The 22,728-nt window shown below is 44.7% G+C and carries 16 protein-coding genes and 1 riboswitch; of the genes, 11 read left to right on the forward strand and 5 right to left on the reverse strand.

Going from position 1 to position 22,728, the window contains the following annotated elements; translation table 11 throughout:
• Nucleotides 1–13 precede the first annotated feature (13 nt).
• Nucleotides 14–4,297 carry an acyl-CoA dehydratase activase-related protein gene (locus NST34_RS03095; RefSeq protein WP_341127104.1) on the forward strand — a complete coding sequence of 1,428 codons (4,284 nt, stop codon included), beginning with the start codon at nt 14–16 and terminating at the stop codon, nt 4,295–4,297.
• An 81-nt stretch (nt 4,298–4,378) separates the two neighbouring features.
• Here the strand turns inward: NST34_RS03095 and NST34_RS03100 are convergent, their stop codons facing one another.
• Both NST34_RS03100 and NST34_RS03105 read right to left on the reverse strand, forming a co-directional pair.
• The gene (locus tag NST34_RS03100; protein ID WP_231573377.1) at nt 4,379–4,690 is read right to left on the reverse strand and encodes a zinc ribbon domain-containing protein; all 312 of its coding nucleotides are present in this window, start codon (nt 4,688–4,690) and stop codon (nt 4,379–4,381) included.
• A gap of 91 nt (nt 4,691–4,781) precedes the next feature.
• Nucleotides 4,782–5,732 (reverse strand): helix-turn-helix transcriptional regulator, encoded by a 951-nt coding sequence (locus tag NST34_RS03105; protein WP_076301085.1) that lies wholly within the window; start codon nt 5,730–5,732, stop codon nt 4,782–4,784.
• A 151-nt stretch (nt 5,733–5,883) separates the two neighbouring features.
• On the opposite strand from NST34_RS03105, the gene NST34_RS03110 reads away from it, so the two are divergent.
• Complete coding sequence (locus NST34_RS03110; RefSeq protein WP_341127105.1) at nt 5,884–7,170, forward strand: MFS transporter; 1,287 nt, start codon at nt 5,884–5,886, stop codon at nt 7,168–7,170.
• Here the strand turns inward: NST34_RS03110 and NST34_RS03115 are convergent.
• Nucleotides 7,145–7,813 carry a DedA family protein gene (locus NST34_RS03115; protein WP_076285863.1) on the reverse strand — a complete coding sequence of 223 codons (669 nt, stop codon included), beginning with the start codon at nt 7,811–7,813 and terminating at the stop codon, nt 7,145–7,147. The genes NST34_RS03110 and NST34_RS03115 overlap by 26 nt on opposite strands.
• A 107-nt stretch (nt 7,814–7,920) precedes the next feature.
• On the opposite strand from NST34_RS03115, the gene NST34_RS03120 reads away from it, so the two are divergent.
• From NST34_RS03120 to NST34_RS03150, 7 genes are all read left to right on the forward strand, one after another.
• The gene (locus NST34_RS03120; RefSeq protein ID WP_341127106.1) at nt 7,921–9,333 is read left to right on the forward strand and encodes a polysaccharide deacetylase; all 1,413 of its coding nucleotides are present in this window, start codon (nt 7,921–7,923) and stop codon (nt 9,331–9,333) included.
• Between the two features lie 58 nt (nt 9,334–9,391).
• Nucleotides 9,392–10,807 carry a DUF58 domain-containing protein gene (locus NST34_RS03125; protein ID WP_081383094.1) on the forward strand — a complete coding sequence of 472 codons (1,416 nt, stop codon included), beginning with the start codon at nt 9,392–9,394 and terminating at the stop codon, nt 10,805–10,807.
• Complete coding sequence (locus NST34_RS03130; protein WP_341127107.1) at nt 10,776–13,169, forward strand: DUF4129 domain-containing transglutaminase family protein; 2,394 nt, start codon at nt 10,776–10,778, stop codon at nt 13,167–13,169. The genes NST34_RS03125 and NST34_RS03130 overlap by 32 nt, the downstream gene beginning before the upstream one ends.
• 160 nt (nt 13,170–13,329) lie before the next feature.
• Nucleotides 13,330–14,868, forward strand: a complete 1,539-nt coding sequence (guaA, locus tag NST34_RS03135) for a glutamine-hydrolyzing GMP synthase (protein ID WP_341127108.1) — start codon at nt 13,330–13,332, stop codon at nt 14,866–14,868.
• A gap of 243 nt (nt 14,869–15,111) precedes the next feature.
• The gene (gene deoD / locus NST34_RS03140) at nt 15,112–15,825 is read left to right on the forward strand and encodes a purine-nucleoside phosphorylase (protein WP_341127109.1); all 714 of its coding nucleotides are present in this window, start codon (nt 15,112–15,114) and stop codon (nt 15,823–15,825) included.
• A 129-nt stretch (nt 15,826–15,954) separates the two neighbouring features.
• Nucleotides 15,955–17,133: a phosphopentomutase gene (gene deoB / locus NST34_RS03145; protein WP_076285858.1), complete on the forward strand. Its 1,179-nt coding sequence runs from the start codon at nt 15,955–15,957 to the stop codon at nt 17,131–17,133.
• A 128-nt stretch (nt 17,134–17,261) separates the two neighbouring features.
• A complete protein-coding gene (locus tag NST34_RS03150) occupies nt 17,262–18,005 on the forward strand; it encodes a GntR family transcriptional regulator (protein WP_076285857.1) in 744 nt (247 codons plus the stop codon).
• 102 nt (nt 18,006–18,107) lie between these two features.
• Here NST34_RS03150 and NST34_RS03155 read toward each other — a convergent pair whose 3' ends face one another.
• The gene (locus tag NST34_RS03155; protein WP_341127110.1) at nt 18,108–19,685 is read right to left on the reverse strand and encodes a carboxylesterase/lipase family protein; all 1,578 of its coding nucleotides are present in this window, start codon (nt 19,683–19,685) and stop codon (nt 18,108–18,110) included.
• Nucleotides 19,686–19,884: 199 nt separating this feature from the next.
• Nucleotides 19,885–20,769 (reverse strand): helix-turn-helix domain-containing protein, encoded by an 885-nt coding sequence (locus NST34_RS03160; RefSeq protein WP_339244676.1) that lies wholly within the window; start codon nt 20,767–20,769, stop codon nt 19,885–19,887.
• A 272-nt stretch (nt 20,770–21,041) separates the two neighbouring features.
• Between NST34_RS03160 and NST34_RS03165 the strand changes: the two genes are divergently transcribed.
• Entirely contained in the window at nt 21,042–21,776 is a 735-nt protein-coding gene (locus tag NST34_RS03165; protein WP_042184712.1) for a CPBP family intramembrane glutamic endopeptidase, read from the forward strand.
• Between the two features lie 168 nt (nt 21,777–21,944).
• A complete protein-coding gene (locus NST34_RS03170) occupies nt 21,945–22,409 on the forward strand; it encodes a hypothetical protein (protein WP_341127111.1) in 465 nt (154 codons plus the stop codon).
• A gap of 187 nt (nt 22,410–22,596) precedes the next feature.
• Nucleotides 22,597–22,696: riboswitch (purine riboswitch) on the forward strand.
• Nucleotides 22,697–22,728 lie beyond the last annotated feature (32 nt).

Consider the following 22,728-nt stretch of genomic DNA (forward strand, 5'->3'; position numbering starts at 1 on the left):
TGGTGTAGTGATAATGCTGCGTATTGGCCTTGATATCGGATCAACTACTGCGAAAGTGGTTGTTATAGAGCGTAACACTATTGTTTATCAGGACTATGTAAGACATTATAGCGATATAAAAAAAGCAGCCCTCTCTCTTCTATCTGATGTACAGAGCAGATTTCCTGAGAGAGGCGCAGCCCTTACTGTAAGCGGTTCCTCAGGCTTATCTTTATCCAAACTGGGAGGCGTACCGTTCGTTCAGGAGGTGATCGCCTGTACAAAGGCGATTGGCGAGCTGATTCCAGAATGCGATACGGCGATTGAACTGGGTGGTGAGGACGCCAAGATCATCTATCTCCGAGGCGGCATTGAGCAGCGTATGAATACGGCTTGCGCGGGAGGAACGGGAGCATTCATTGATCAGATGGCATCACTGCTACAGACCGACCCAGCGGGCTTAAATGCATTGGCAGAGAAGCATGAGCGAATCTATCCTATCGCTTCACGCTGCGGTGTATTCGCCAAAAGCGATGTGCAGCCGCTATTAAACGAGGGGGCCCGCCGGGAGGACGTGGCGGCTTCAATCTTTCAGAGTATTGTTAATCAGACGATCAGCGGTCTCGCTTGCGGACGTCCGATTCGCGGACGGGTGGCTTTCCTTGGCGGACCGCTAACCTTCCTGCCAGCCCTGCGTCAGCGTTTTGCGGAGACGCTTGAACTTGCGGAGTCAGATATTCTTTTCCCCGAGCGGTCGCAGTATTTCGTAGCGATTGGATCAGCACTCTCTGAAGCGGATCCTACTATTTTGCCGCTTTCAGGCTGGATCGCGCGAATAGCGGCTGTGGATTTTACAGCGGATCGGGCAGCGGATGCTGAATTACCACCGCTGTTTGAGAACCCCGAAGAGCTTGCTGCGTTCCGTCAGCGCCATGGTAAAGCTTCTGCTGCCAGATCAGACCTGGCTGTGTATCGTGGCCCTTGTTATCTGGGGATCGATGCGGGGTCAACAACAACCAAACTCGTATTGACCGGCTCTGCTGACGAAATTCTACATACCTTTTATGGCAGCAACAAGGGGAATCCCTTGTATTCTGTCAGTGAGGCACTGAAGGAAATGTATCGGGTTCTACCGGAAGGCTGTTATATTGCAGGTTCTTATGTAACAGGTTATGGAGAGGGGTTAATCAAAGCCGCTTTATGGACGGACGGCGGTGAAGTGGAGACGGTTGCTCATTACAAGGCCGCATCTAAGTTCATGCCGGAGGTAGACTTTATTCTGGATATCGGCGGACAGGACATGAAATGCATCAAGATCCGCGGCGGTGCTATCGACAGTCTAATGCTCAATGAAGCCTGTTCGGCAGGCTGCGGCTCTTTTCTGGAGAGCTTTGCTTCTGCGCTCGGATTAGGTATCGAGGAGTTTGCCAAGTCAGCGCTGGAAGCAGTCAAACCTGTTAATTTGGGTTCCCGCTGTACGGTATTCATGAATTCTAAAGTGAAGCAGGTTCAGAAGGAAGGTGCGTCGCTGGCTGATCTTTCGGCAGGTCTTGCCTATTCCGTAATTAAGAATGCCCTGCAAAAAGTAATTAAAATTCGCAACCCTGAGGATTTAGGGCGGAATATTATTGTTCAGGGCGGCACCTTCTATAACGAAGCCGTATTGCGGGCCTTTGAGCGCCTAACGGGGAGAACGGTAGTCAGACCGGATATTGCTGGCGTTATGGGAGCGTACGGTTGTGCACTGATTGCCCGTGAGCAAGCAGGGGCTGACGGAAAAAGTACACTGCTTGGACCGGAGGAAATAGCCAACTTTAAGTACGAGGTATCTTCAGGTCGCTGTGGCCGCTGTGGAAATAACTGTGCGTTAACGATCAGTCGGTTCCCGGACAAGAGCTTCTACGTTACAGGCAATCGCTGTGAGCGTGGTGCAGGAGGCAGGAAAGAGAAGAATGTACTGCCAAATTTGATGCAGTATAAGTATGAACGTTTCTTTGACTATGAAGCATTACCTGAGGCAGGTGCAGCACGGGGCACTGTCGGTATTCCACGTACGATGAATATGTTCGAGAATTACCCGTTCTGGCACACTTTTTTCACCAAACTTGGCTACCGGGTAATTCTCTCTCCTAAATCAAGCAAGAAGCTCTATGAAAGTGGGATGGATACGATTCCTTCAGAATCGATCTGCTATCCTGCAAAGATGGCGCACGGACATGTGCAGAGCTTGATCGGTAAAGGCGTCGATTTTATTTTTTATCCTGCCGTAGTGTATGAGAAGAAGGAAGATGAAGCAGCGGATAATCATTTCAATTGTCCGGTGGTCGCCTCTTACCCTGAGGTCATTCGCAACAATATGGATGGGCTAAAGGATAATGGAATCACGCTGGTCAGTCCGTTTCTGACCTTCGACGATAGATCTGCGCTGACTAAGGGACTCGTGAAGACATTTACAGGGATTCCGAGAGAAGAGATTGCGAATGCTGTGCAGGCAGGACTTGCTGAAGCTGACCGCGCCAAAAGTGATGTGCGTACCAAAGGTGAAGAGACGCTTGCGTATCTTGCCAGCACTGGGAACAAGGGAATACTTCTCTGTGGTCACCCTTATCATGCGGATCCTGAAATTAATCACGGCATTGCAGATATGATTACCGGTATGGGACTCGCCGTGCTGACAGAAGATTCTGTCTGCCATCTGGACCGAAGTGAAGGGGATGTGGCGGTAGTTAATCAGTGGACCTATCATGCCCGAATGTACCGCGCAGCCCGCCTTGCCGCAGTCCGAACCGACCTGGAGCTTGTTCAATTGACTTCCTTCGGTTGTGGGATTGATGCGATCACCTGTGATGCCGTACAAGACATTATGGAAAGGCATAACAAAGTATATACGCTGATCAAAATCGATGAGATTAGCAACCTTGGCGCTGCGCGCATTCGGCTGCGTTCACTGCTGGCAGCGATGCGCGAACGGGAAAAAGGAAAGGTGCTGCCACAGAAGCCGCCTAAAATACAGGCTAATGTAGCATTCACGAAGGAAATGAAAGAAACGTACACGATCCTTGCGCCGCAGATGTCGCCCATTCATTTTGAATTGTTTGAACAGGTCTTCCGCGATGCGGGATACCGTCTCAAGATCCTTGAAACCACTGGGCCTGAAGAGACGGAAGAGGGCCTTAGATACGTTAACAATGATGCATGTTATCCCGCTATTGTAACGATAGGGCAGATTCTGTCGGCACTGAAGAGTGGGGACTATGATCCGAATCGTACCGCTGTAATCATGTCACAGACGGGCGGTGGCTGCCGGGCGACGAATTATATTTCTTTGCTCCGCAAAGCCCTAAAGGATTCAGACCTCGAACAGATTCCTGTGATTTCGCTGAATGCTTCTGGAATGGAGAACCAGCCAGGCTTCCGAATCAGTCTTAAGCTGGCAAATCGGCTGATCGCTGCGGCTTGCTATGGTGATCTAATGATGCGGTTGCTAAATCATTTTAGGCCGTATGAGGTCGTTCCACAGAGTGCTGAGCGTTTATTCCGTAAGGGGATGGAGCGCTGTAAGGTCAGCCTAGTCAACTTCTCGTTCCGAGAATATAAACGTCTGATTCGTGAAATTGTAGCTGATTTTTGTAAGCTGCCCGTTACAGGTGCTACTAAACCAAGAGTAGGCATTGTTGGAGAGATCCTGATTAAATTTCATCCGGACGCCAACAACCGCATCATCGAGATGATTGAGGCAGAGGGCGGAGAAGCGGTAATGCCAGACTTCTTAGATTTCATCTTTTATTGCGTGTATAATCCGATCTACAAAGCCGAGCAATTCGGTAAAAGTAAACGGCTAGGATATATTAATCCGATGTTGATCTCCTATCTGGAGATTTATCGCAAGCCGATAAAGGTAGCTCTTGAGGATGCTGGACTGGCTAAAGGACGGGAAAATATTTATGGTCTTGCTGAGAAGGCCAGCCGACTGGTATCCGTAGGAAATCAGATGGGTGAGGGATGGTTCCTGACTGCAGAAATGATGGATCTGCTGGATAATGGTGTGAATAATATTGCTTGTATTCAACCGTTCGCCTGCTTGCCCAATCATATTACCGGGCGTGGGATGATTAAGGGCCTTAAGGAGTTGTATCCAGGTGCGAATATCGTCGCCATTGATTATGATGCTGGAGTTAGTGTAGTTAACCAAGCGAATCGAATCAAGCTGATGATGTCGATTGCTAGCAGTCATGAAGGGAATGTTGTGTCTGATTTAGAACCATCACTTAAATCGCTGCAGCAGCCCCTACTTGAAGGCTCCTACAGTTTGACCTGAGCTTAAAAAGGTAACATATAGAAGAAGTGCCTATAAAAAGCTGACCAAGAATTCACTTGGTCCGCTTTTTTGTGCTGATTATTAGTTTGTTGAAGGAGAGCTGGCTACGCCTCTCCATCGTTTCAGATGAGGCAGCTGTTCGGCGAGTAATTTGCGGGCGACAGCCTCATCCATTCCTTCTTGAACCAAGTAGCCTGTACAAATGTCAGACATTTCTTGCAGCGTAATATCAGGCTGTTTAAATGCTCCATCTTCGTAGCAGTATACACAATAATCCTCGATCTTTTGCCCTTCCTTGTTCGTTCCAAGTAGATCTTCCGTAGGCATAGGCATCCCACAGCTTTGACAAAATTTCGGTTCGCCTTGCATTTGCCCTACATGCTCTTGATTCATATACAGCACTCCTTTTAAAAGTATGCGAAGCTTATGAGCACTCGCTTTAAGTACATTATAGAACTATGAATCTGACGACATACCGTCAGGTTTAAAGCGAGGTTGCATATTTTTTGGCAACCCCAAGAGCTAACTCTCCAAGCTTCTGACGAATATGTTCCGGCTCTAGCACTTCTAAAGCCGTTCCGAAGCTGAGCAAGAAACCATAGAGCCATCCGTCCTCGGGATAATGGATGGACACGTTATATCCACCATGTCCGTCCGGTTGAAGCTCAGTGGAGTCAAAGCGATCTTCCGCTAGATGTCTGCCTTCAGCTGTGAAGTGCAGAAGGATTGGCGACACTACTGAGGCAGAAGTCACTCGCTGATAATCAGTGCTCCAGGGCAGCTCATGCATGTCCCTATCTTCTCTAATGAACTCCCGTTTTTCTTTAACGAGTCCTTTCATACGATGCAGCTTGAATAATCTGAAATCCTGGCGTTGCAGGCAGTAACCATACAAGTACCATGCTTGTCCTTTTAAGACTAAAGTATAGGGCTCGACAGAACGCTGACTGGACTGCCCCTCGGCATTGACATAATCAAAGGCCACAGTTCTGTTTTCTTCCAGCGCCTCTTTTAGAGTTGCAATCTTCTCTTCTAGGATAGGCTGAAGACCCCAAGGAGAGAAATCGATGATAAGCTGGGTCGTTTTGCTTCGGAAAGCGGCGGTCTGTGAGGGCGGGATTACGCTACTGATCTTCTCCATGAGCAGAGTGTGTTCAGTTCCGCCATAAGAGGAGACGCTTTGCAGAGCGGAGAAAATATCAGCCAGCTCGCGGTCGGTCAATACATTGCGGTCTAACCGGTAGCCTTCCATAAGGCCGATACCACCGCCCGATCCCTGATAGGTGACGATAGGAATTCCAGCCCCATTAATACTTTCAATATCACGGTAAATGGTACGCACGGACACTTCGAACATGTCGGCGAGCTCCTTCGCCTGAATGAGACGCCGGTTCATTAGTAGAATGACGATAGAGAGCAATCGATCAATTTTCAAAAGGTAGAGCCCTCCTTTTCGGATAATTTCGTTATGTAATGATGTACTACATCTTAGCAAATTCTTGAAAATAAAGCATTGTCATAAAATAATAATTCGATTAATATCTAATTAGATGTTCATATAAATAGATGGAGCGAGGTTTACGATAATGAGTAACCAAACAGCTATTGCAATTTTTAAAGCTCAAAAGGGATATTCACGTCTGTTCACAGCCGGACTAATCAATGGAATCGGTGATCGTTTTACTAGTGTTGCCGTGTTGGCATTGGTGCTGCAATTAACGGGGTCAGGGATGGCTGTGGGGATATCGCTAGGTGTGCGGCTGCTTCCTTATTTGTTTCTGGCACCGCTTGGAGGTGTACTTGGCAGCAAATTCCCTCGTAAATACATTATGATCGCTACGGATGTGCTTAGGGTTCCGGTTGCACTAACCTTTTTGTGGGTAGATGGGGAAGATAAGCTATGGCTGTTATATATAGCGAGTTTTTTGCTGGCGGCGGGGGAAGCGATCTACAGTCCTGTTCGTAAATCCTCCATTCCTTTGTTGGTGACCAAAGACTCTTTACTGACCGTTAATGGACTAGAGCAGCTTATGAGTGGCTGTGTACTTATATTGGGTGCATTAAGTGGGGGTGTAGTTTCGATGTGGTTCGGCCCAGAGGCAGCATTCGTGATGAATGCAATATCCTTTATGGTCGCAGCGCTCTTAATCTACGGTATCGATATTCCACAAAATACTAATAGGGTAAATGAGGATAAGAGAAAGATAGGTTCTCCGGATAAACTCAAAACTAAAGTAGACCGTCAGCAAAAGACAAGTAAAACGCGTGCGCTGTGGATTTTAATCAGCGGGAGTATCACGTTACAGGTTATTTTCGGGTATGAGCTGCTTGTTCCGATGCTGAATGGTCTGGATAATGTACTGATTAGTGTATATGCAGTACAGGAATTTGAAGCGGGAGATATTGGAGTAGGGGCTTTTTATGCAGCGCTCGGAATCGGGCTTAGTCTCAGTTTTTTTGCCGGACGATATGTAACAAAAGGGCTACTGGGTGTTGCGATTGGTGGGCTTATGATCGAAGGATTACTGCTGATGAGCATCAGTGTTAGCAATCATTTTACGATGGTTTTTATGTTATATATTTTATTATCTTTTGCCGGAGGGACGGGGAATGCTTGCCTGGATACACTGGTTATGCGAGAGACGCCTTCCGCTATGCAACCTGTTATTTTTGGACTCTTGTCGGCAGTAGGAAATACGCTGCTTGGGTTATCCATGCTGGTCGCGGGGTGGTTATTAGAATGGATGGAGCCTCGGGCGCTGGGTTTTGCTGGGGGAGCAGGGTTCTCTATAATTGCTATACTATTGGCAGGGTATGCGTTGATACGTAGTAAAAAGAGCGGTGAATTCACCGCTCCTTGGAAGGTTTTTTAATCTGGGCCTGAATCCGAGTGGCAGCTTTGCCAGGGAAGAGGCGGGCACCAATGTTTTTGCGATAACGGTAAATGATCACAAGAGCTGCTATTACTGCACCACCAGAAATAATCCAAAGCGCATATGACTCGAACAAATGGAAGATGCCCATCCACTGTGGACCAAACACCTTTCCGATGCTAAGAAACAGTACTACCCAGAATACGGCTCCACTATAAGCATATAGGGCGAATTTACGGAAGGGAAGCGCGATAATACCAGCAAAATAACCTGTAAAGTGCCGTACCCCTGGAATGAAATAACCGATAAAAATTAGAAAGCTTCCGTATTTCTCAAACCATTTCTGTGTTTTTTCTAGCTTAGTAGGTGAGAATAGAAACCATTTTCCATATCGCTGGATAAAGGGCATACCGGCTTTTAATCCGACAAAATAGGTGAGGGTCATCCCAGCTGTGGTGCCTGCAAAAGCAACTACAATTAGCGTAAAGAAATCAAGTCTCCCAGTATAGGAAAGGAAACCGGCAAACGCCATAGTGGTCTCTCCGGGAAAGGGCAGGGCAACGAACTCGAGAAGTAATCCAAAGAATAATACGCTATATCCATATTTGGTGAATAATTCTTGTATAAAACTCAGCATTTCCATAAGATTGTCACTCTCCAAGAGGCAGTTGCCTTATTCTATTTTACAGCTTGTCTTCATACAATCTACCAAATGGCTTTTAAGCCAATAGAATGCTGGAGGTAGAGAAGATGAAGGGTAATAAAAGCGCACACAGCCGCCGAAAGTTGATAAGCGGATTGCTCGTTATGGTTGTAATATTCATCGTAATGCTCGGATGGAGTATAGGGAAAAACTTGAATTCATGGGAGCTCCGATCCTTGCAGCCCGCTAGCGCCGAGTCTGTATCTGTTAAGAATAAGCTTACCGCAGCGACGATGCAAGATTTGCCATCTGCAGTAGAACCACTCGCTTCTGCATCTCCGGAAGTTCACTCCTCTTCAAGTGCGGCCCTTACTGTGACTCAACTCCCTCAAGCTAATGGGGTAGAGAAAATATCCAAGGTTTCGACAACGAGTTCTGCAATCACAGCAGCCAAAAAATCTAAAAAAACAGTCTATATTACATTTGACGACGGACCTAGCGATAACACCTTCAATGTACTTGAAACTTTACATCAGGAAGGTGTGAAGGCAACCTTTTTTGTTCTTGGTAATCAAGCGAAAAGCCATCCTGAGCTCATCGACTCCATATGGGAACAGGGCCATGCGATTGGCAATCATACCTATAATCATAATTACCATGATTTATATAGTGGATTCACGGAATTTTGGAATCAAATTAAACAGACTGAAGAGATTGTTCAGGGGATTACAGGGGTTCGGCCACAGCTTATCCGCGCCCCAGGTGGAACCTATGATCATTTTGATAATACCTATTTCAATTTATTGAAGCAAGCAGGTTATAAGGTGATGGATTGGACGGTGGATAGCGGCGATTCTAAACGGAAAGGCGTGCCAGCCTCAGAAATTTTGAAGGAATCCACAATGGATATGAAGTCTTCCCAGGTTATTTTACTACTACATGATGGTGGCGGTCATCAAGAGAGCGTCAAAGCGCTGCCGGACATTATTGCACGCTATAAGGCGGCTGGATATGACTTTGGCCTATTGGATGAAACGGTAGAACCTGTACAATTTAGAGTCTCTGCAAAAGCCACTAATTTGGGGCGGAAAAAGCCTTCAGAAGCTTGGGTCGCCTCAAATATCACACCGAATGCGGAGCTCTTTGCGCCTGGAAAGCCATTGATTCTGGAGGTCGGAAAGTTGGAGACGAAGCTGAATCCCGGGGAATATTCCGTGCGAAATGGACAGTATATGGTTCCGCTTCGTGCTGTAATTGAACGGCTTGGAGGGCGAGTTAGCTGGGATGTGAATAGCCGAAGTGGAGAAATAGATTGGAACGGGAAAGCGGTCATTGCCGATGTAATGAACAAACAATTGATTCTAAACCATCCTGATAACGGTCAAAAGACAATCGATGCGAGGGTAGAAATGATTGGTGGATCGATCTGGGTATCGCTACGAGAACTGCTGGAGACAACAGGTCATCCTCCGCTTAATATAAGCGTTACTGAAGTAGAACGCCGGGTAAAAACATTCTGAAAGAAGAGCTGAGGCTGTCTAGTAAAAAGAAAAAACAAATGTCTGGGCACCCTTTTTCATGGGAAGAATAGATAGTAATAAGTTCCTGAGCTGGGAACAAGTCTATGACCAAAGGATGGGTGTCCCATTGTCCTCTTCATCACTAATTGATCAATTGAAGAAAGATGCCGGAAGTGTCAAAAGCTTCTCTTATCCGCGTAGCCGAAGTGCTCTGATGGAATGGTTAAGGATGCTAACTGTGGCTGGAATTATAGGTGCTTTATATGTTTGGCGAGGAGGTCCGTCTTTGCTGTTTCTCCTGATCGTTGTTGGAGTTATTATGCTCGGTGGACTTATGCTTCAGCTCTCTGGTCCACGGACGATTAAGCTAGTTCGTACGATTACTCCTGCGAGACCGATGGCTGGAAATACACTTCATGTGAAGGTACAGCTGAGCTTCTCTTCTCGGTTGCCTCTCCCTTGGATGACCATTGCCGATTATTGGGGCGATAGCCATCATCAGAAGCTGCTATTTCCTGGATTCAAACGTTCTTTTTCATACACATACACGATTGAAAATTTATCTCGCGGCAATCATCATCTGCTGGGCTGTAGAGTAACTTGGGGAGATTTTCCGGGTTGGTTCACGGGAAGATCTGAACCGGATGGAGGACAGAGTTTTAAGGTGCTGCCAGCGCCTTTATACTTTGGTGGAACTGTACCAGATAGCGGATTTATGACGGGTGACACCTTGTATTCTAGACGGGGAAGAAGCATCAGTGATGAGGCTTTGGAATCCAGGGATTATGAGCCAGGAGATCCACTTAGCCGAATTCATTGGAAGAATAGTGCAAGAACGGGAGCACTGCAGAGCAAAGTTCCAGAACGGGAAAAGGCAAGAATGACCTGTATCGTATTGGCTAATGACCCGTTCAGCTACGAGGTTCCTACAGATGCGCTTAAACCTCGTGGGAGCCGAGACGATTCGCCTCCAGCATTTGAGAAAGCGGTGTCGACAGCGATGGGGCTGATGCTCTCCGCTGAGCGTTCAGGTGCTTATGTTCAGTTGTTTAGCGGCGGTTGGCCAGAAGGTATGGCTAGACATGAAGGTCTGGGTAAAATCCCAGGGAGAGTGCTGGATATTCTGACTGAAATTTCTCTGGATGGCACTAGAAACCTGTCGCTGCTGCTTGATGATGCTTCCCGAGGCTGGATTCCGGGGATGACAGTAGCCATTATCACGGGACGACTAGAAGAGGAATCTGCCAAGGTGATTGCCAAGTTCTTGATGCAAGGTGTGAAGGTGGAGCTTTATTATGCTTGGGACCAATCAGCACCGAAGCCAGGGGAGGCTCGCCAGCCTGGAAGGGGAACTGTCGGAGATAGTTTGGCTCGTCTTGGAGCACGAATGTTTTGTCTGGATGATGCATTGCCAGCATTCAGATTCAGGGAGGTAGAGTTCCATGAATCATCCGGAAAACCAACACTACGGTAAGGGAAAATCGGGTGATACAGAACTGGCTATGAATGGCTTTCAGTTCAATTTGGGGCAAATAGAGAACAGACATGCCGGTAAGCAGAGAAAAGTGCCTCTGTACTATCGTTTGCTGTTCTCTTTGGCCATTATGGGGCTATTTATTGAATGGTTACTCCCTTTATATAGGTCTGCTTTATTAGAAGATACCTCCAAGATGCTACAAGTTCTAATGGTATTGGCGGCAGTGTTGCTGTTATGGGGGATATTTCAGATTCCGGGGTGGCTACTGCTAAGTATTCAATTTCTTATTACTGTTTCAGCATGGCTTTACTTATGCAGTGGGGGCGAAGGCATAGGGTGGTTAGGGATTTATGCGGACGAAATTCCGAATGATCTCATTCTGCTTCTTTCTGGACATGTTTCTCAGTTAAGCGAGATCAGCAGGCTTTTGATATTGATTGTAGGTTGGGGGCTATTGGTATCCTCAGTACAGCAGCTTGCACTCTTCCGAGGGAGTACTGTGCTATTCACTGCAGTTACAATCATTTACTTGCTGATCTTGGATATGGGCTTTGACGTCAATACCACAATGGATATTGTGATATCAATGGGTCTTATTTTTTGGATGCACGCGATGAGTGGTCTCCTGCGTCTTCAAGAACGTGAGGGAGTTACTGCACTGCCTTATGCGCGTTGGGGAGGGCTGACTTTGGCGACAGCCATTGTCGTGATGGCAACAGCATGGTTCGGTGGGCAGCTGCTCGGGGCAAGACCAACCAGCGAGCTTACGTTGCAATCGACATTTCAGAAGCTGCAGACTTGGGCTTCAGGCCATTTGCCAGAAGAAAAGGCGTCTAATGCTTCAGGAACAACAGGGTATAGTTCGAATGACGGTGAACTCGGTGCTCCGTTATCCCGCAATACTGAACCAGTCTTTACAGCTATAACTAGCGAGCGTACTTACTGGCGAGGTGAGAGCATTGCTTACTACGATGGTCGCCGATGGATCAGGGGGGGCGAAGAGTTTATGCCGCTTAATCTGTCTGGTATTCCAAAGAATCCTTCATTGATGCTAAGCGATGAAACTAGGAAACGAACACTTCAACAGCGGATACAATTTGCCACCCCTTCTTCCGGGGGAATTCCTTTATTTAATGCGGGAATAATAACTGATGTTGAGTCGGTTGAACTCTTGGGCGGAAGTAAACTGGGATATGTGCTGTCTAACATAGACAGAGAGAGTTTTCGTCTGCCTGATTCAATAGGCTCTGCACGGATCATAGAATATTCAGTGGAGTCCTTACTTCCTGAAAGCGATCCAGTACTGCTTCGTGGTTTAAGCAGTAACGATCCCCAGGAAGTTATAGGCAAGTATTTGCAATTGCCAGATTTGTTACCCGTACGAGTGAGAGATCTGGCGGAGATGCTTACAGCTTCTTCAGGTAACCGCTATGACTCCGTAACTGCCATTAAGGATTACTTACAACATGGATATTCCTATACGTTGAACACAACGGTTCCACCATCCGGATCTGATTTTGTGGATCACTTTTTATTTGAGACAAAACAAGGCTACTGTGTTCATTTTGCAACAGCTATGACCGTACTGCTGCGCAGTGCAGGAATTCCTGCTCGTTATGTTCAAGGCTTTGGGCCTGGGACCTTGCAGGACGATACTATGCCGGCGAAGTATTTAGTCACCCAGGGCGATGCCCATGCTTGGGTGGAGGTCTATTTCGCCGGCGCCGGTTGGGTCCCATTCGACCCAACGCCTGGCCCCGCCCTTGCCGCCGGCTTCGCCGCGCCGGCGCTGCCTGCTACAGCCTCGCTCGCGCCGCAAGCTGCGCGAAGCGCGGGCCTGCCCGCCCTGCCGATGGCGGGCGGGACCTCTGCCGCGCCGCTCGCTGCCGCGGCGCTGCTTCCCGCCGCCGCTTGGCGCTGGCGGCGTAGCCTGGCTCTGCTGCTGGCCGCGCGCAGCGCCAGCAGCATGAGCCGCGAGAGGCAGCTGCGCGCTGCCTCTCTAGCTTGGCACGGGCTGGCGGAGCGGTATGGACCGCCGCCGCCCGGTGTCACTGGCAGGGAGTATGTGGACTCCCTGCAGATCTACGATGCCGGACTAAGCGAAGCCGTCCGGCAGTTCGTACGCCAGTGGGAGACCCTGGCGTACGCGCCTGCGACTTCAGCCATCGTCGCAGCCGAACTCGTGAACGAAATGCCTACAATGTCTGTAACGTCTAGAATGTCAGCAAGGTCTATGATATCTGCAATCCCTGCAATGTCTGCGGCGCCAGCATCACCCGCAGAGATCAGCGAGCTTACTACTCATGATGCGTCCGCGTTTATACGTGAATGCCTGATCATCACCTTCCGGTTAACTTAATCGGTCAGAACAGCTGATGCTGCTATACAATTCCTTCCATGGAAAGGAATGTTCTTCATGAAGTTTAACTCTCTCCTATTATGAGAAGTGTGTTCTCCTTTCCTTGACGATGAGAATTAACCATGAGTATAATGAATCCAATAATCAAGGGAGGCTCGTAATGAATAAGCCAAATGAAATTATCGTCGTTCTCGATTTTGGGGGACAATACAACCAACTTATCGCGCGCAGAATTCGGGACCTGGGAGTATACAGCGAACTTTTGCCGTACAATACGCCAGTAGACAAGATCAAAGCGCTTGCACCTAAAGGGATTGTCTTCTCTGGTGGCCCTAGCAGTGTATATGCTGAAGATGCTCCACATGTAGATCCAGCGATCTATGATTTAGGAGTACCGATCTTCGGTATTTGCTATGGTATGCAGCTAATGGCTCACCAACTTGACGGTAAAGTGGAACGCTCCGCTAAACGTGAATATGGTAAAGCCGATATTGATTTTGAAGATGGTACTGCACTAGTTGCTGGGCTAGAGAGCCGTCAGACGGTATGGATGAGCCATGGTGACCATGTAGTTGAACTTCCAACAGGATTCAAGCTGGAGGCAGGAACTGAAAGTGCTCCAATCGCGGCAATGAGCAATGATGAGCGTAAATTGTTCGCGGTTCAATTCCACCCAGAAGTACGTCACTCTGTACATGGTAATGAGATGATCTCGAACTTCTTGTATCAAATTTGCGGCTGCGACGGCAAATGGACGATGGAATCGTTTATTGATGAAGCTATTCAAGATATTCGTAACCAAGTTGGAGACAAAAAAGTACTCTGCGCACTTAGCGGTGGCGTAGATTCTTCCGTAGTTGCAATGCTTATTCACCGTGCAATCGGTGACCAATTAACTTGTATGTTTATTGATCACGGTCTTTTGCGTAAAGGTGAAGCTGAAAGTGTTATGGAGACCTTCGTAGGTAAATTCGATATTCATGTCGTGAAAATCGATGCACGCGAGCGCTTCATGAGCAAGCTTGCAGGTGTTGAAGATCCTGAACAAAAACGTAAAATCATCGGTAACGAGTTTATCTACTGCTTCGACGAAGAGTCGGCTAAGCTCGGAGATTTCGCATTCCTTGCACAAGGTACACTGTATACGGATATCGTTGAGAGCGGAACAGCTACGGCACAAACGATTAAATCTCACCACAATGTGGGCGGTTTGCCGGAAGACATGAAATTCAGCTTGATCGAGCCACTAAATACCTTGTTTAAGGATGAGGTTCGTAAACTGGGTGAAGAGCTGGGAATGCCACGTGCTATCGTTTGGCGTCAGCCTTTCCCTGGTCCAGGTCTTGCTATCCGTGTCTTAGGTGAAGTAACAGAGGACAAGCTTACTATCGTTCGCGACTCTGACTACATTCTGCAAGAGGAAATTGCTAAAGCGGGATTAGACCGTGAAATTTGGCAATACTTCACTGCCCTGCCTAACATGAAGAGTGTTGGTGTTATGGGGGATGCTCGTACTTATTCCTACACAGTAGGTGTGCGCGCAGTAACTTCCATCGACGGCATGACGGCTGACTGGGCGCGTATCCCATGGGATATTCTTGAGAAAATCTCGGTACGTATCGTCAACGAAGTTGAGAATGTAAACCGCGTAGTGTATGACATCACTTCGAAACCACCAGCAACAATCGAGTGGGAATAGGATCGGTGCAACTATAGATTTCAAAAAAACTCTCTTTTATTTGCGTTATCCAGCAAATAAAGGGGAGTTTTTTTATTTCTCAAGTAAAGGGTTGTGCTGGAGACACCGTTTTTCACAAATCTTTCATGAATACGGTTTGTTGAAAGGGCTTGCAACCCCGGAAAAGTTATGATAAATTGTACTTGTCTAAAAAATAGACAAGACAAATAAGTGCATTTTCTACTAAAGGAGCCAATCAAATTGATGACTATTACCAAAGAGACACCTCATATTAAACCGAACGGGGTAGAGATCGCTGAATCGATTCTGTTGCCTGGTGATCCTTTAAGAGCTAAGTTCATTGCGGAAACTTTTTTAGAAGATTACCAGTGCTTTAACGAGGTAAGAGGAATGTTAGGATATACCGGTACTTACAAAGGGAAGAAAATCTCTGTTATGGGTACGGGAATGGGTCCAGCGAGCATGGGGATTTATTCTTGGGAATTAATCAATGTATTTGGAGTTAAGAATTTAATCAGAATTGGTACCTGTGGTGCAATGCAAGAAAACATTGAGCTATACGATGTAATTTTCGGTATGGGAGCTGCAACGGATTCCAATTATGGTCATCAATATAATTTACCTGGACAATATCCACTAACGGCTTCTTTTGAGCTTTTGGAGAAAGCTAAAAAAATAGCAGATGATAAAGGACAAAAGGTTCATATTGGTAATATTTTATCCAGTGAAATATTTTATAATGCGGATCGGGAAGCTAATAAAAAGTGGCAGGATGTAGGGATTTTGGGCGTTGAAATGGAATCTGTAGCCCTCTATTGGAACGCTATCCAAGCACGTGTAAATGCGCTGTGCATTCTAACAGTGAGTGATCATCTCATTACAGGAGCACAGACCACTTCGGAGGAACGCCAAACTGCATTTACTAAAATGATGGAGATCGCATTAGAGTTAGCGTAAATGCTTTCCTTCTATGTGAAACTAATGTAAACGATATAAAGTTTATACAGCATGAGATATTGGAAGCCTATTATGTAAAGTCGTTCCGGTTATATTACTTTTAATTACTAGATAAGGGATGAGAGTAGAATGAAGAAATTTAAACGTGTACATTTGATCGTCATGGATTCAGTAGGCATTGGAGAAGGAAAAGACGCGGATCAATTTAACGATGTTGGCTCCCATACCCTTTTACACATTGCAGAACATATGAACGGATTAAATCTGCCCAACCTGGCCAAATTGGGTCTGTCCAATATTGAAGAAATCTTAGGTGTTCCGAAAGCTGAGAAACCACTTGCTTATTATACTAAATTACAGGAAAAATCAGTCGGGAAAGATACAATGACAGGTCATTGGGAGATCATGGGTTTAAATATTGATCAACCCTTTAATGTGTATCCAAATGGATTCCCCGACGAATTAATTAAACAGATCGAGGATATAACTGGCCGAAAAGTAGTAGCGAATAAGCCTGCAAGTGGAACGGCTATTCTTGATGAATATGGCGAGCATCAAATGAAAACAGGGGATCTGATCGTTTATACCTCTGCTGACCCGGTTCTGCAAATTGCAGCTCATGAAGAAATCATCCCATTAGAAGAGTTATATGATATTTGTGAGAAGGTTCGGGAAATCACCAAAGACCCTGCCTATTTAATTGGTCGTATTATTGCCAGACCTTATGTAGGCCAACCCGGGAAATTTACGAGAACCTCCAATCGTCATGACTATGCCTTGAAACCATTTCATAAAACCGTTATGAATAGCTTGCAAGACGGAGGTTATGATGTCATCGCCATTGGTAAAATCAATGATATTTTCGATGGTGAAGGCGTTACTGAATCCATTCGTACAAAAGACAATATGGATGGCATGGATAAACTGCTTGATGTAATTAAGAAAGATTTCACTGGAATGAGCTTTTTGAATTTAGTTGATTTCGATGCTTTATACGGTCATCGTCGTGATCCGGAAGGCTATGGAAGAGCATTAGAGGAATTTGATAAACGATTAGATGAGGTATTCGATTCCATTCTAGAAGATGATTTGTTAATCATTACGGCTGACCATGGAAATGACCCAACCTTCCCTGGTACAGACCATACTCGTGAGTTTATTCCTGTCCTAGTCTATTCCAAGCAATTAAAGGACAGTGGCGCATTACCTGAGCATGATACCTTTGCTGATATCGGTGCGACTATAGCAGATAACTTTGATGTTGATATGCCAGACAACGGTGAGTCTTTCCTGCCATTTCTTAAATAATTGATATCGCATAAAAACCTCCAAAGTTTCTTTTTGGAGGTTTTTACGTTGCGATTGAAGCAGAGAATGACATTCCTTGTCGCTTGAAAAATGATGTGTCATAATGGGGAGAAAAGGACATTAGATGAATGAACACGCATAAACTAGATAAATTGAAACGGCCGCTTTATATCAGTGTATATGATGAGCTTCTTCTTCAGATTAACAAAGGAGAATACCTCGTAGGTAGCCAGCTTCCTTCAGAACCGGATTTAGCCAAAAAACTAGGGGTTAGTCGCGCTACTTTAAGGCAAGCTTTAGTTCTTTTGCAAGATGATGGATTAGTAAGAAATGTTCGTGGTAAGGGGAACTTTGTACTTGAATCTTCTTTTAAACAAGAGGATACTCAATTAGAGAAACTGAGCAACCCCATGCATAAATGTCATATAAGCGCATTTGACCAAGTAGATCTACATTATCGGCTGGACCCGCAAACGGAACATACCAAACAAGTATTAAGAAGAGATTCAGCTACAGTTGTAGCTTTGGAACGTTTGTATAGAGCAGGAGGAGAGCTACATGCTTACGCTTTTACTTTTATGTCTATGCAAACAGTTGAGAGGTTATCTTTGGATCTTGATAGTAAAGAGAGAATGCTGGATTTTCTAGAGAATCAGGCTTATGTAGATGCTAACCATGGGAATATTGAAATAAAATATACGCATACCGTTAACTTAGCAGATCGGAAAGATAAATTAATGGGGCAGAACGAGTGCTTTTTACTACTAGAAACCCTTTACGACAAAACAGAGCCAGATTATCCGTTAATGTATACTAAATTTTATATTCCACAGCAGTTCTCAAATTTAAAATTAATTTTGTCTAAAGGCTGACCAATAATAATAGATTAGAAAAACTCCCTTTTATCTGCGATATTTAGCAGACAGAAGGGAGTTTTTTGACCCGAATCAAAGAGTTTTTCGAGGGGGGATTGCTTAATGCAAAATAAATCCTTCTTCTTCGGCTTCATTGCTTGGCAGGAAAGGCAGCTTCGGGTTCGTTTTCAATAAAGTATCCATCAACGCATGATCAAAATTATGCTTTACTACACAGTTGCGGTCAAAAATCATGGTTGCCTCATCTCCCGGTTTACATGCCGGCCACTGGGGGAGGGAAGGGATGTTAGGATTGCCATAGCGTGCAAAGCTTACCCAGGCACCACAGATGCGTTCCTCCATCCGATCGGAAACTCCCGGAATGAGGCACACGGGAACACGTTCCGTATTATGGAACACGAAAGGGATCTCAGCACAGTGCCATGCTGTCTTGCCGCCCTCAAAAGGAAATTCATAAGCAAATAAGTAGGAGTAGGTAGGAGCTTCCTCGTGTCCGGATTTCTTCTCAATAAAGTCCTTGGTTGGAACACGGAAGAAGGTATCTAAGAATAGCAGGTCGGACAAGTGTTTATCCGGATACGCTTCCTTAAATTGTGTGACCAGCTTCTCCGTATGATTGCCATACTTTTGAGTCAGCATCTCCATGGTGGCATCCTCAGACACGTCCTGCTTGTTAGGAACACCGGGACCAAAAGCGAACTCACCAAATACGCTACCAATCAATACCGGAATGGTCTTCGCATGCTCGGTAAAGCCCACCTCTCTTGGATCGCCTACATAGAATTCATTAGGCATAGGATTGCCGCCAATGTATTCCCCTTGCATTGCGAGCGCCGGTGCAACTTTATTATAGGCTGCTGCTAACTGAGGATAAGGAACCGCTTCCAATTTTTTTGCTTCGTCCTCGCCAAGATTAAGCTCTGCTAACAGTGCCTTTATTATGGCGGTGCTATCGGTCTTGCGGGTGTCCAAAAAACCATCAATTAATCCGCTCTGGATAACGCCCTTATGGAACAGGCCGTCTGCTGCCGGAGTATTCATTAGTGTCCATACCTTCATACCGCCACCAGACTGTCCGAAGATGGTCACATTGTCCGGGTCGCCGCCGAAAGCTGTAATGTTTTCCTGGATCCATTTTAAAGCTGCCACCATATCGGCATTTCCGGCATTAGCGGAATTGACGTATTTATCTCCAAAAGCAGACAGGTTCATGTATCCCAGAATATTCAATCGGTGATTTAAGGTTACTACGACCACATCGCCGAACTCGCTAAGCTTGTCTCCTTCATAAGCTACCTGTTCAATAGAAGAGCCAGCTGCGAAACCGCCCCCGTGTAGCCATACCATAACAGGTTTTTTGGCCTGCGGTTCAAGGCTCTGGGTCCAGATGTTCAGATACTGACAATTCTCATCCATAGGCCAGTAACGGTGAGGAACCAGCACTTCCATGACGGGCTGATCCTGGGTTAACATGGGAGACACATAACCGTAAGCGAGTGCATCCTTAATTCCCTCCCAAGGTGCTACCTCTGTGGGCATCTGGAAGCGCTTGGCATCTGCGTACTTTATCCCGTGAAAGGTATAAGTGCCGTTGACCTGAAAGCCTCTCATTTTTCCAGCTTTGGTCTGTACAATGGGTTCTGCTGAGGAACATACGAATTTTTTTGCTGTCATCATGGAAATCCTCCTTACATCAGATAGCCCCATTATAATAAAAGTAGGTTAGTGAAAAATATAGGAAACTTATCTGCTTTATCCTTATTCTTTGCTTCTTTTCTGGAGGTCAGCAGGTCTGGTCTCAGGATAAGAAAATAATCATGATAAAAAAGTCAAGATTCCCTTATGCAACAGAAATCATCACCACCCTCTAGAAACTCTATTGTAAGATCTGTGACAATATAGACTCTAATGTTTTTGCTTGATAGGGCTCGCCAAATTCATATAATACATCAATTGCTGATTGAGCAAGCTTCGTTCCTTCTTCTTTACTGTTCCTTTTAATTTTAATTAGACCGTTATAATACTTATATACAATCTTAAAGAACAGCGTTTGATATTGAGGACTGCTAATATTATTTAAGTTCTCTAGTAAGATCTCTGCATAGCTTATTTGATTGATCATAATTAATTCGTAAATCATATTGGTTAGCATTACACATATGACATCTCGTCCGCGTTCGTGAGCTTCATATTTTTTCATAGACTTAATAAGCGTTTGAAAGAGTATATCTCTTTGATCGTAATCTATGTAATTTAAAGTATTTGTGAACAGCTGCATTTCTTGGAGGGTCCAGGATTGGAGATTGTTGAGATAGTTAGTGATCGTCTCGATATCTTCTGTCAAAATGACATTCTTCTCAAACTGACCCGTCAAGTTAAAGTGCTTCAATAATCTTATACGAGACCTGACTTCTGCCAGATGAATTTTTGAGGTCAGATCCTCTCTCTGATGTAGTTCTTGATAAATCTCAATTAATGCTTCGAGATCGTTATTGTTTCCAGCTTTGGAATATTTGTTGGTAAATGTATCGTGTTTAGATAGTTTATAACCTCTATAAATGTAGAAAAATTCATCAATCCCCATCATAAGTCGATTTAAAATTTGTTCTAACAGCCTTAATGTGATCTCATGGTTTCCTTTTTCAAATTCAATGGCATATGATTTCGAGATAATATCTAAATACACTTCTTTTTGACTTAATCCCTTATTGGTCCGTATATTTCGAACAACCTCACCGTAGGTATTCAATTCGTTCGCCACCCTCTTATTGAAATCGTGAGCTTTTATTATATTTCAGAGAGAATCTAATTTGATTACGAAATTTTGATATTTGAAAGTCTGCTCATTGTGGTTTTTTGAGCTGATTGGAAATATTAGTAAATAAATCGAATCCGTTGGAAATTTCTTCAATTTAAGGTCCTATTTTTAAGACCTTTGTCGAAATAGGACATAAAAGCAATTATGATGTAAGTACGTTAGATGGATTAATGGAAGCATAAGTTTTATATTTCCTTGGAAGGATTTGATTTATTATGAATAATAAAAGTGATTTTTTCAGATTTGAGCGTAAAAATGATGATTTCCCGTTCTACAGTGAACTGTCATCGCCTAGTCTAAATTTGAAGAGCAGCCTCATTTTTCTCGTTTCTGTCGCGGTTGGTTTTGCTCTGTTTCTTATTATGTTTGGAGGTCCCAATGTACAGCCCTTTATGAATGTGATTTTTCCTTTAGCAGCAGTAATCTTTGTGGCACGAAGTCAATGGACATCATTATTCAGAAAATTAGTAGCTAAAGATATTCTTTTGATTCTTGGAACTTACGTTGCGAATTTGATTGTGACAGGTATTGTCGGTTTCCTTATTACGAAATTGTTTAGTACGAGCGCTAATCCCGCAACCGATAGTTTCAATGGTAATTTTGCTGATGCAATTCCATTCTTCTTGAGAACGATCCCGATGCTGTTTGGTGAAGAATTAATCACGATACTTCCATTCTTGGTCGTGCTATCATTTGGAGTTAAGAAACTTAAGATGAGTAGAAAGTCTGCTATAATTTTAGCCTGCATAGTTTCAGCTATTTTATTTGGGGCATACCATTTACCAACGTATAATTGGAATATTGTCCAAGCTATTCTCGGTATTGGTATTGCACGGATCGTTCTGCTATATCCATATCTTAAGACTAAAAATATATGGACATCGTTTATAGTGCACGTGATGAATGACTGGACAATGTTTGCTTTGGCCTTTTGGGCATCCACTCGCTAATTTTTCTCAAAGGATTTTTTGCGATAGAGTCTTAACAAACACCTGCAACTCCTTATTGAAGAAGGGGCTGTAGGTTTTTTTGTATTCAAAAAAATGTGATAGACGCTATATAGCTGCTCAATATGAATGTGATAAAATGGGAAAAATCTATCATAGGGAGAAATTAACATGGGATTTTCTCTTCTCGGCACACTAATGGCATTAATCCTTCTTGCCCCAAGTTTGCTAATGATTAAGTTTCCACCTGAAAATGTACCTTCGGGTTTGCGAGATGCAGGACCAATCTATACCCTCTTGGAGAGAGCAGGACAATTGGGTTGTATCGGCATTCTTGCAATCTCAAAGGATAACTTTCAACATGTGAAATTCGGTGTGATAGCTGCCTTCATCGTCTTGTTTATCGTTGTTTATTATGGTCTATGGGTTCGATATATAGTTAAGGGGCAGCAATTTGAATTATTATGGGACCCTTTAGTTTTTATTCCGATCCCGATGGCAGTTCTTCCAGTATGTGCATTCGGATTGGCAGCGATTTGGGGAAAATCTATTTGGCTGAGTATTGCAGTAGTTTGTTTAGCAATAGGGCATTTAGCTAATTCTTGGCATAGTTATAAGTACACTAAAGATCAATAACTAGAAACATAGTGAAATATACCCATATAAAAAGTGATCGGATAGTTAATAAGCTGCATTGCAAGAACGAGTTTGATAGTAGATACAAGCATGAAAATGTATGATTTACGAACAATGGAAAAAATAAAGTCGAAAATGTTCGCTTTTTATCATTGACAACTTATATGATGTCCACCTAAAATGATAGAGCACAACAACATAATTCTTTCGTATATTTCCGGGAATTGGCCTGGAAGTTTCTACGAGGTCACCGTAATGACCTGGCTACGATTAAGAAGAGCAGAGCAACCCCACATTGTCCTTAATTTAGGACTATGGT

This window comes from Paenibacillus sp. FSL H7-0714 (assembly GCF_038003765.1).
Lineage (GTDB): Bacteria > Bacillota > Bacilli > Paenibacillales > Paenibacillaceae > Paenibacillus_AQ.

Excerpts from the sequence above, each read along its gene's own strand:
- NST34_RS03170 (WP_341127111.1), top strand. The coding sequence starts at position 21,945 with ATGGGATTTTCTCTTCTCGGCACACTAATGGCATTAATCCTTCTTGCC.
- NST34_RS03125 (WP_081383094.1), top strand. The coding sequence starts at position 9,392 with ATGGGAAGAATAGATAGTAATAAGTTCCTGAGCTGGGAACAAGTCTAT.
- NST34_RS03120 (WP_341127106.1), top strand. The coding sequence starts at position 7,921 with ATGAAGGGTAATAAAAGCGCACACAGCCGCCGAAAGTTGATAAGCGGA.
- NST34_RS03110 (WP_341127105.1), top strand. The coding sequence starts at position 5,884 with ATGAGTAACCAAACAGCTATTGCAATTTTTAAAGCTCAAAAGGGATAT.
- NST34_RS03130 (WP_341127107.1), top strand. The coding sequence starts at position 10,776 with ATGAATCATCCGGAAAACCAACACTACGGTAAGGGAAAATCGGGTGAT.
- NST34_RS03155 (WP_341127110.1), bottom strand. The coding sequence starts at position 19,685 with ATGATGACAGCAAAAAAATTCGTATGTTCCTCAGCAGAACCCATTGTA.
- deoB (WP_076285858.1), top strand. The coding sequence starts at position 15,955 with ATGAAGAAATTTAAACGTGTACATTTGATCGTCATGGATTCAGTAGGC.
- guaA (WP_341127108.1), top strand. The coding sequence starts at position 13,330 with ATGAATAAGCCAAATGAAATTATCGTCGTTCTCGATTTTGGGGGACAA.
- NST34_RS03100 (WP_231573377.1), bottom strand. The coding sequence starts at position 4,690 with ATGAATCAAGAGCATGTAGGGCAAATGCAAGGCGAACCGAAATTTTGT.
- NST34_RS03165 (WP_042184712.1), top strand. The coding sequence starts at position 21,042 with ATGAATAATAAAAGTGATTTTTTCAGATTTGAGCGTAAAAATGATGAT.
- deoD (WP_341127109.1), top strand. The coding sequence starts at position 15,112 with ATGACTATTACCAAAGAGACACCTCATATTAAACCGAACGGGGTAGAG.
- NST34_RS03115 (WP_076285863.1), bottom strand. The coding sequence starts at position 7,813 with ATGGAAATGCTGAGTTTTATACAAGAATTATTCACCAAATATGGATAT.
- NST34_RS03095 (WP_341127104.1), top strand. The coding sequence starts at position 14 with ATGCTGCGTATTGGCCTTGATATCGGATCAACTACTGCGAAAGTGGTT.
- NST34_RS03150 (WP_076285857.1), top strand. The coding sequence starts at position 17,262 with ATGAACACGCATAAACTAGATAAATTGAAACGGCCGCTTTATATCAGT.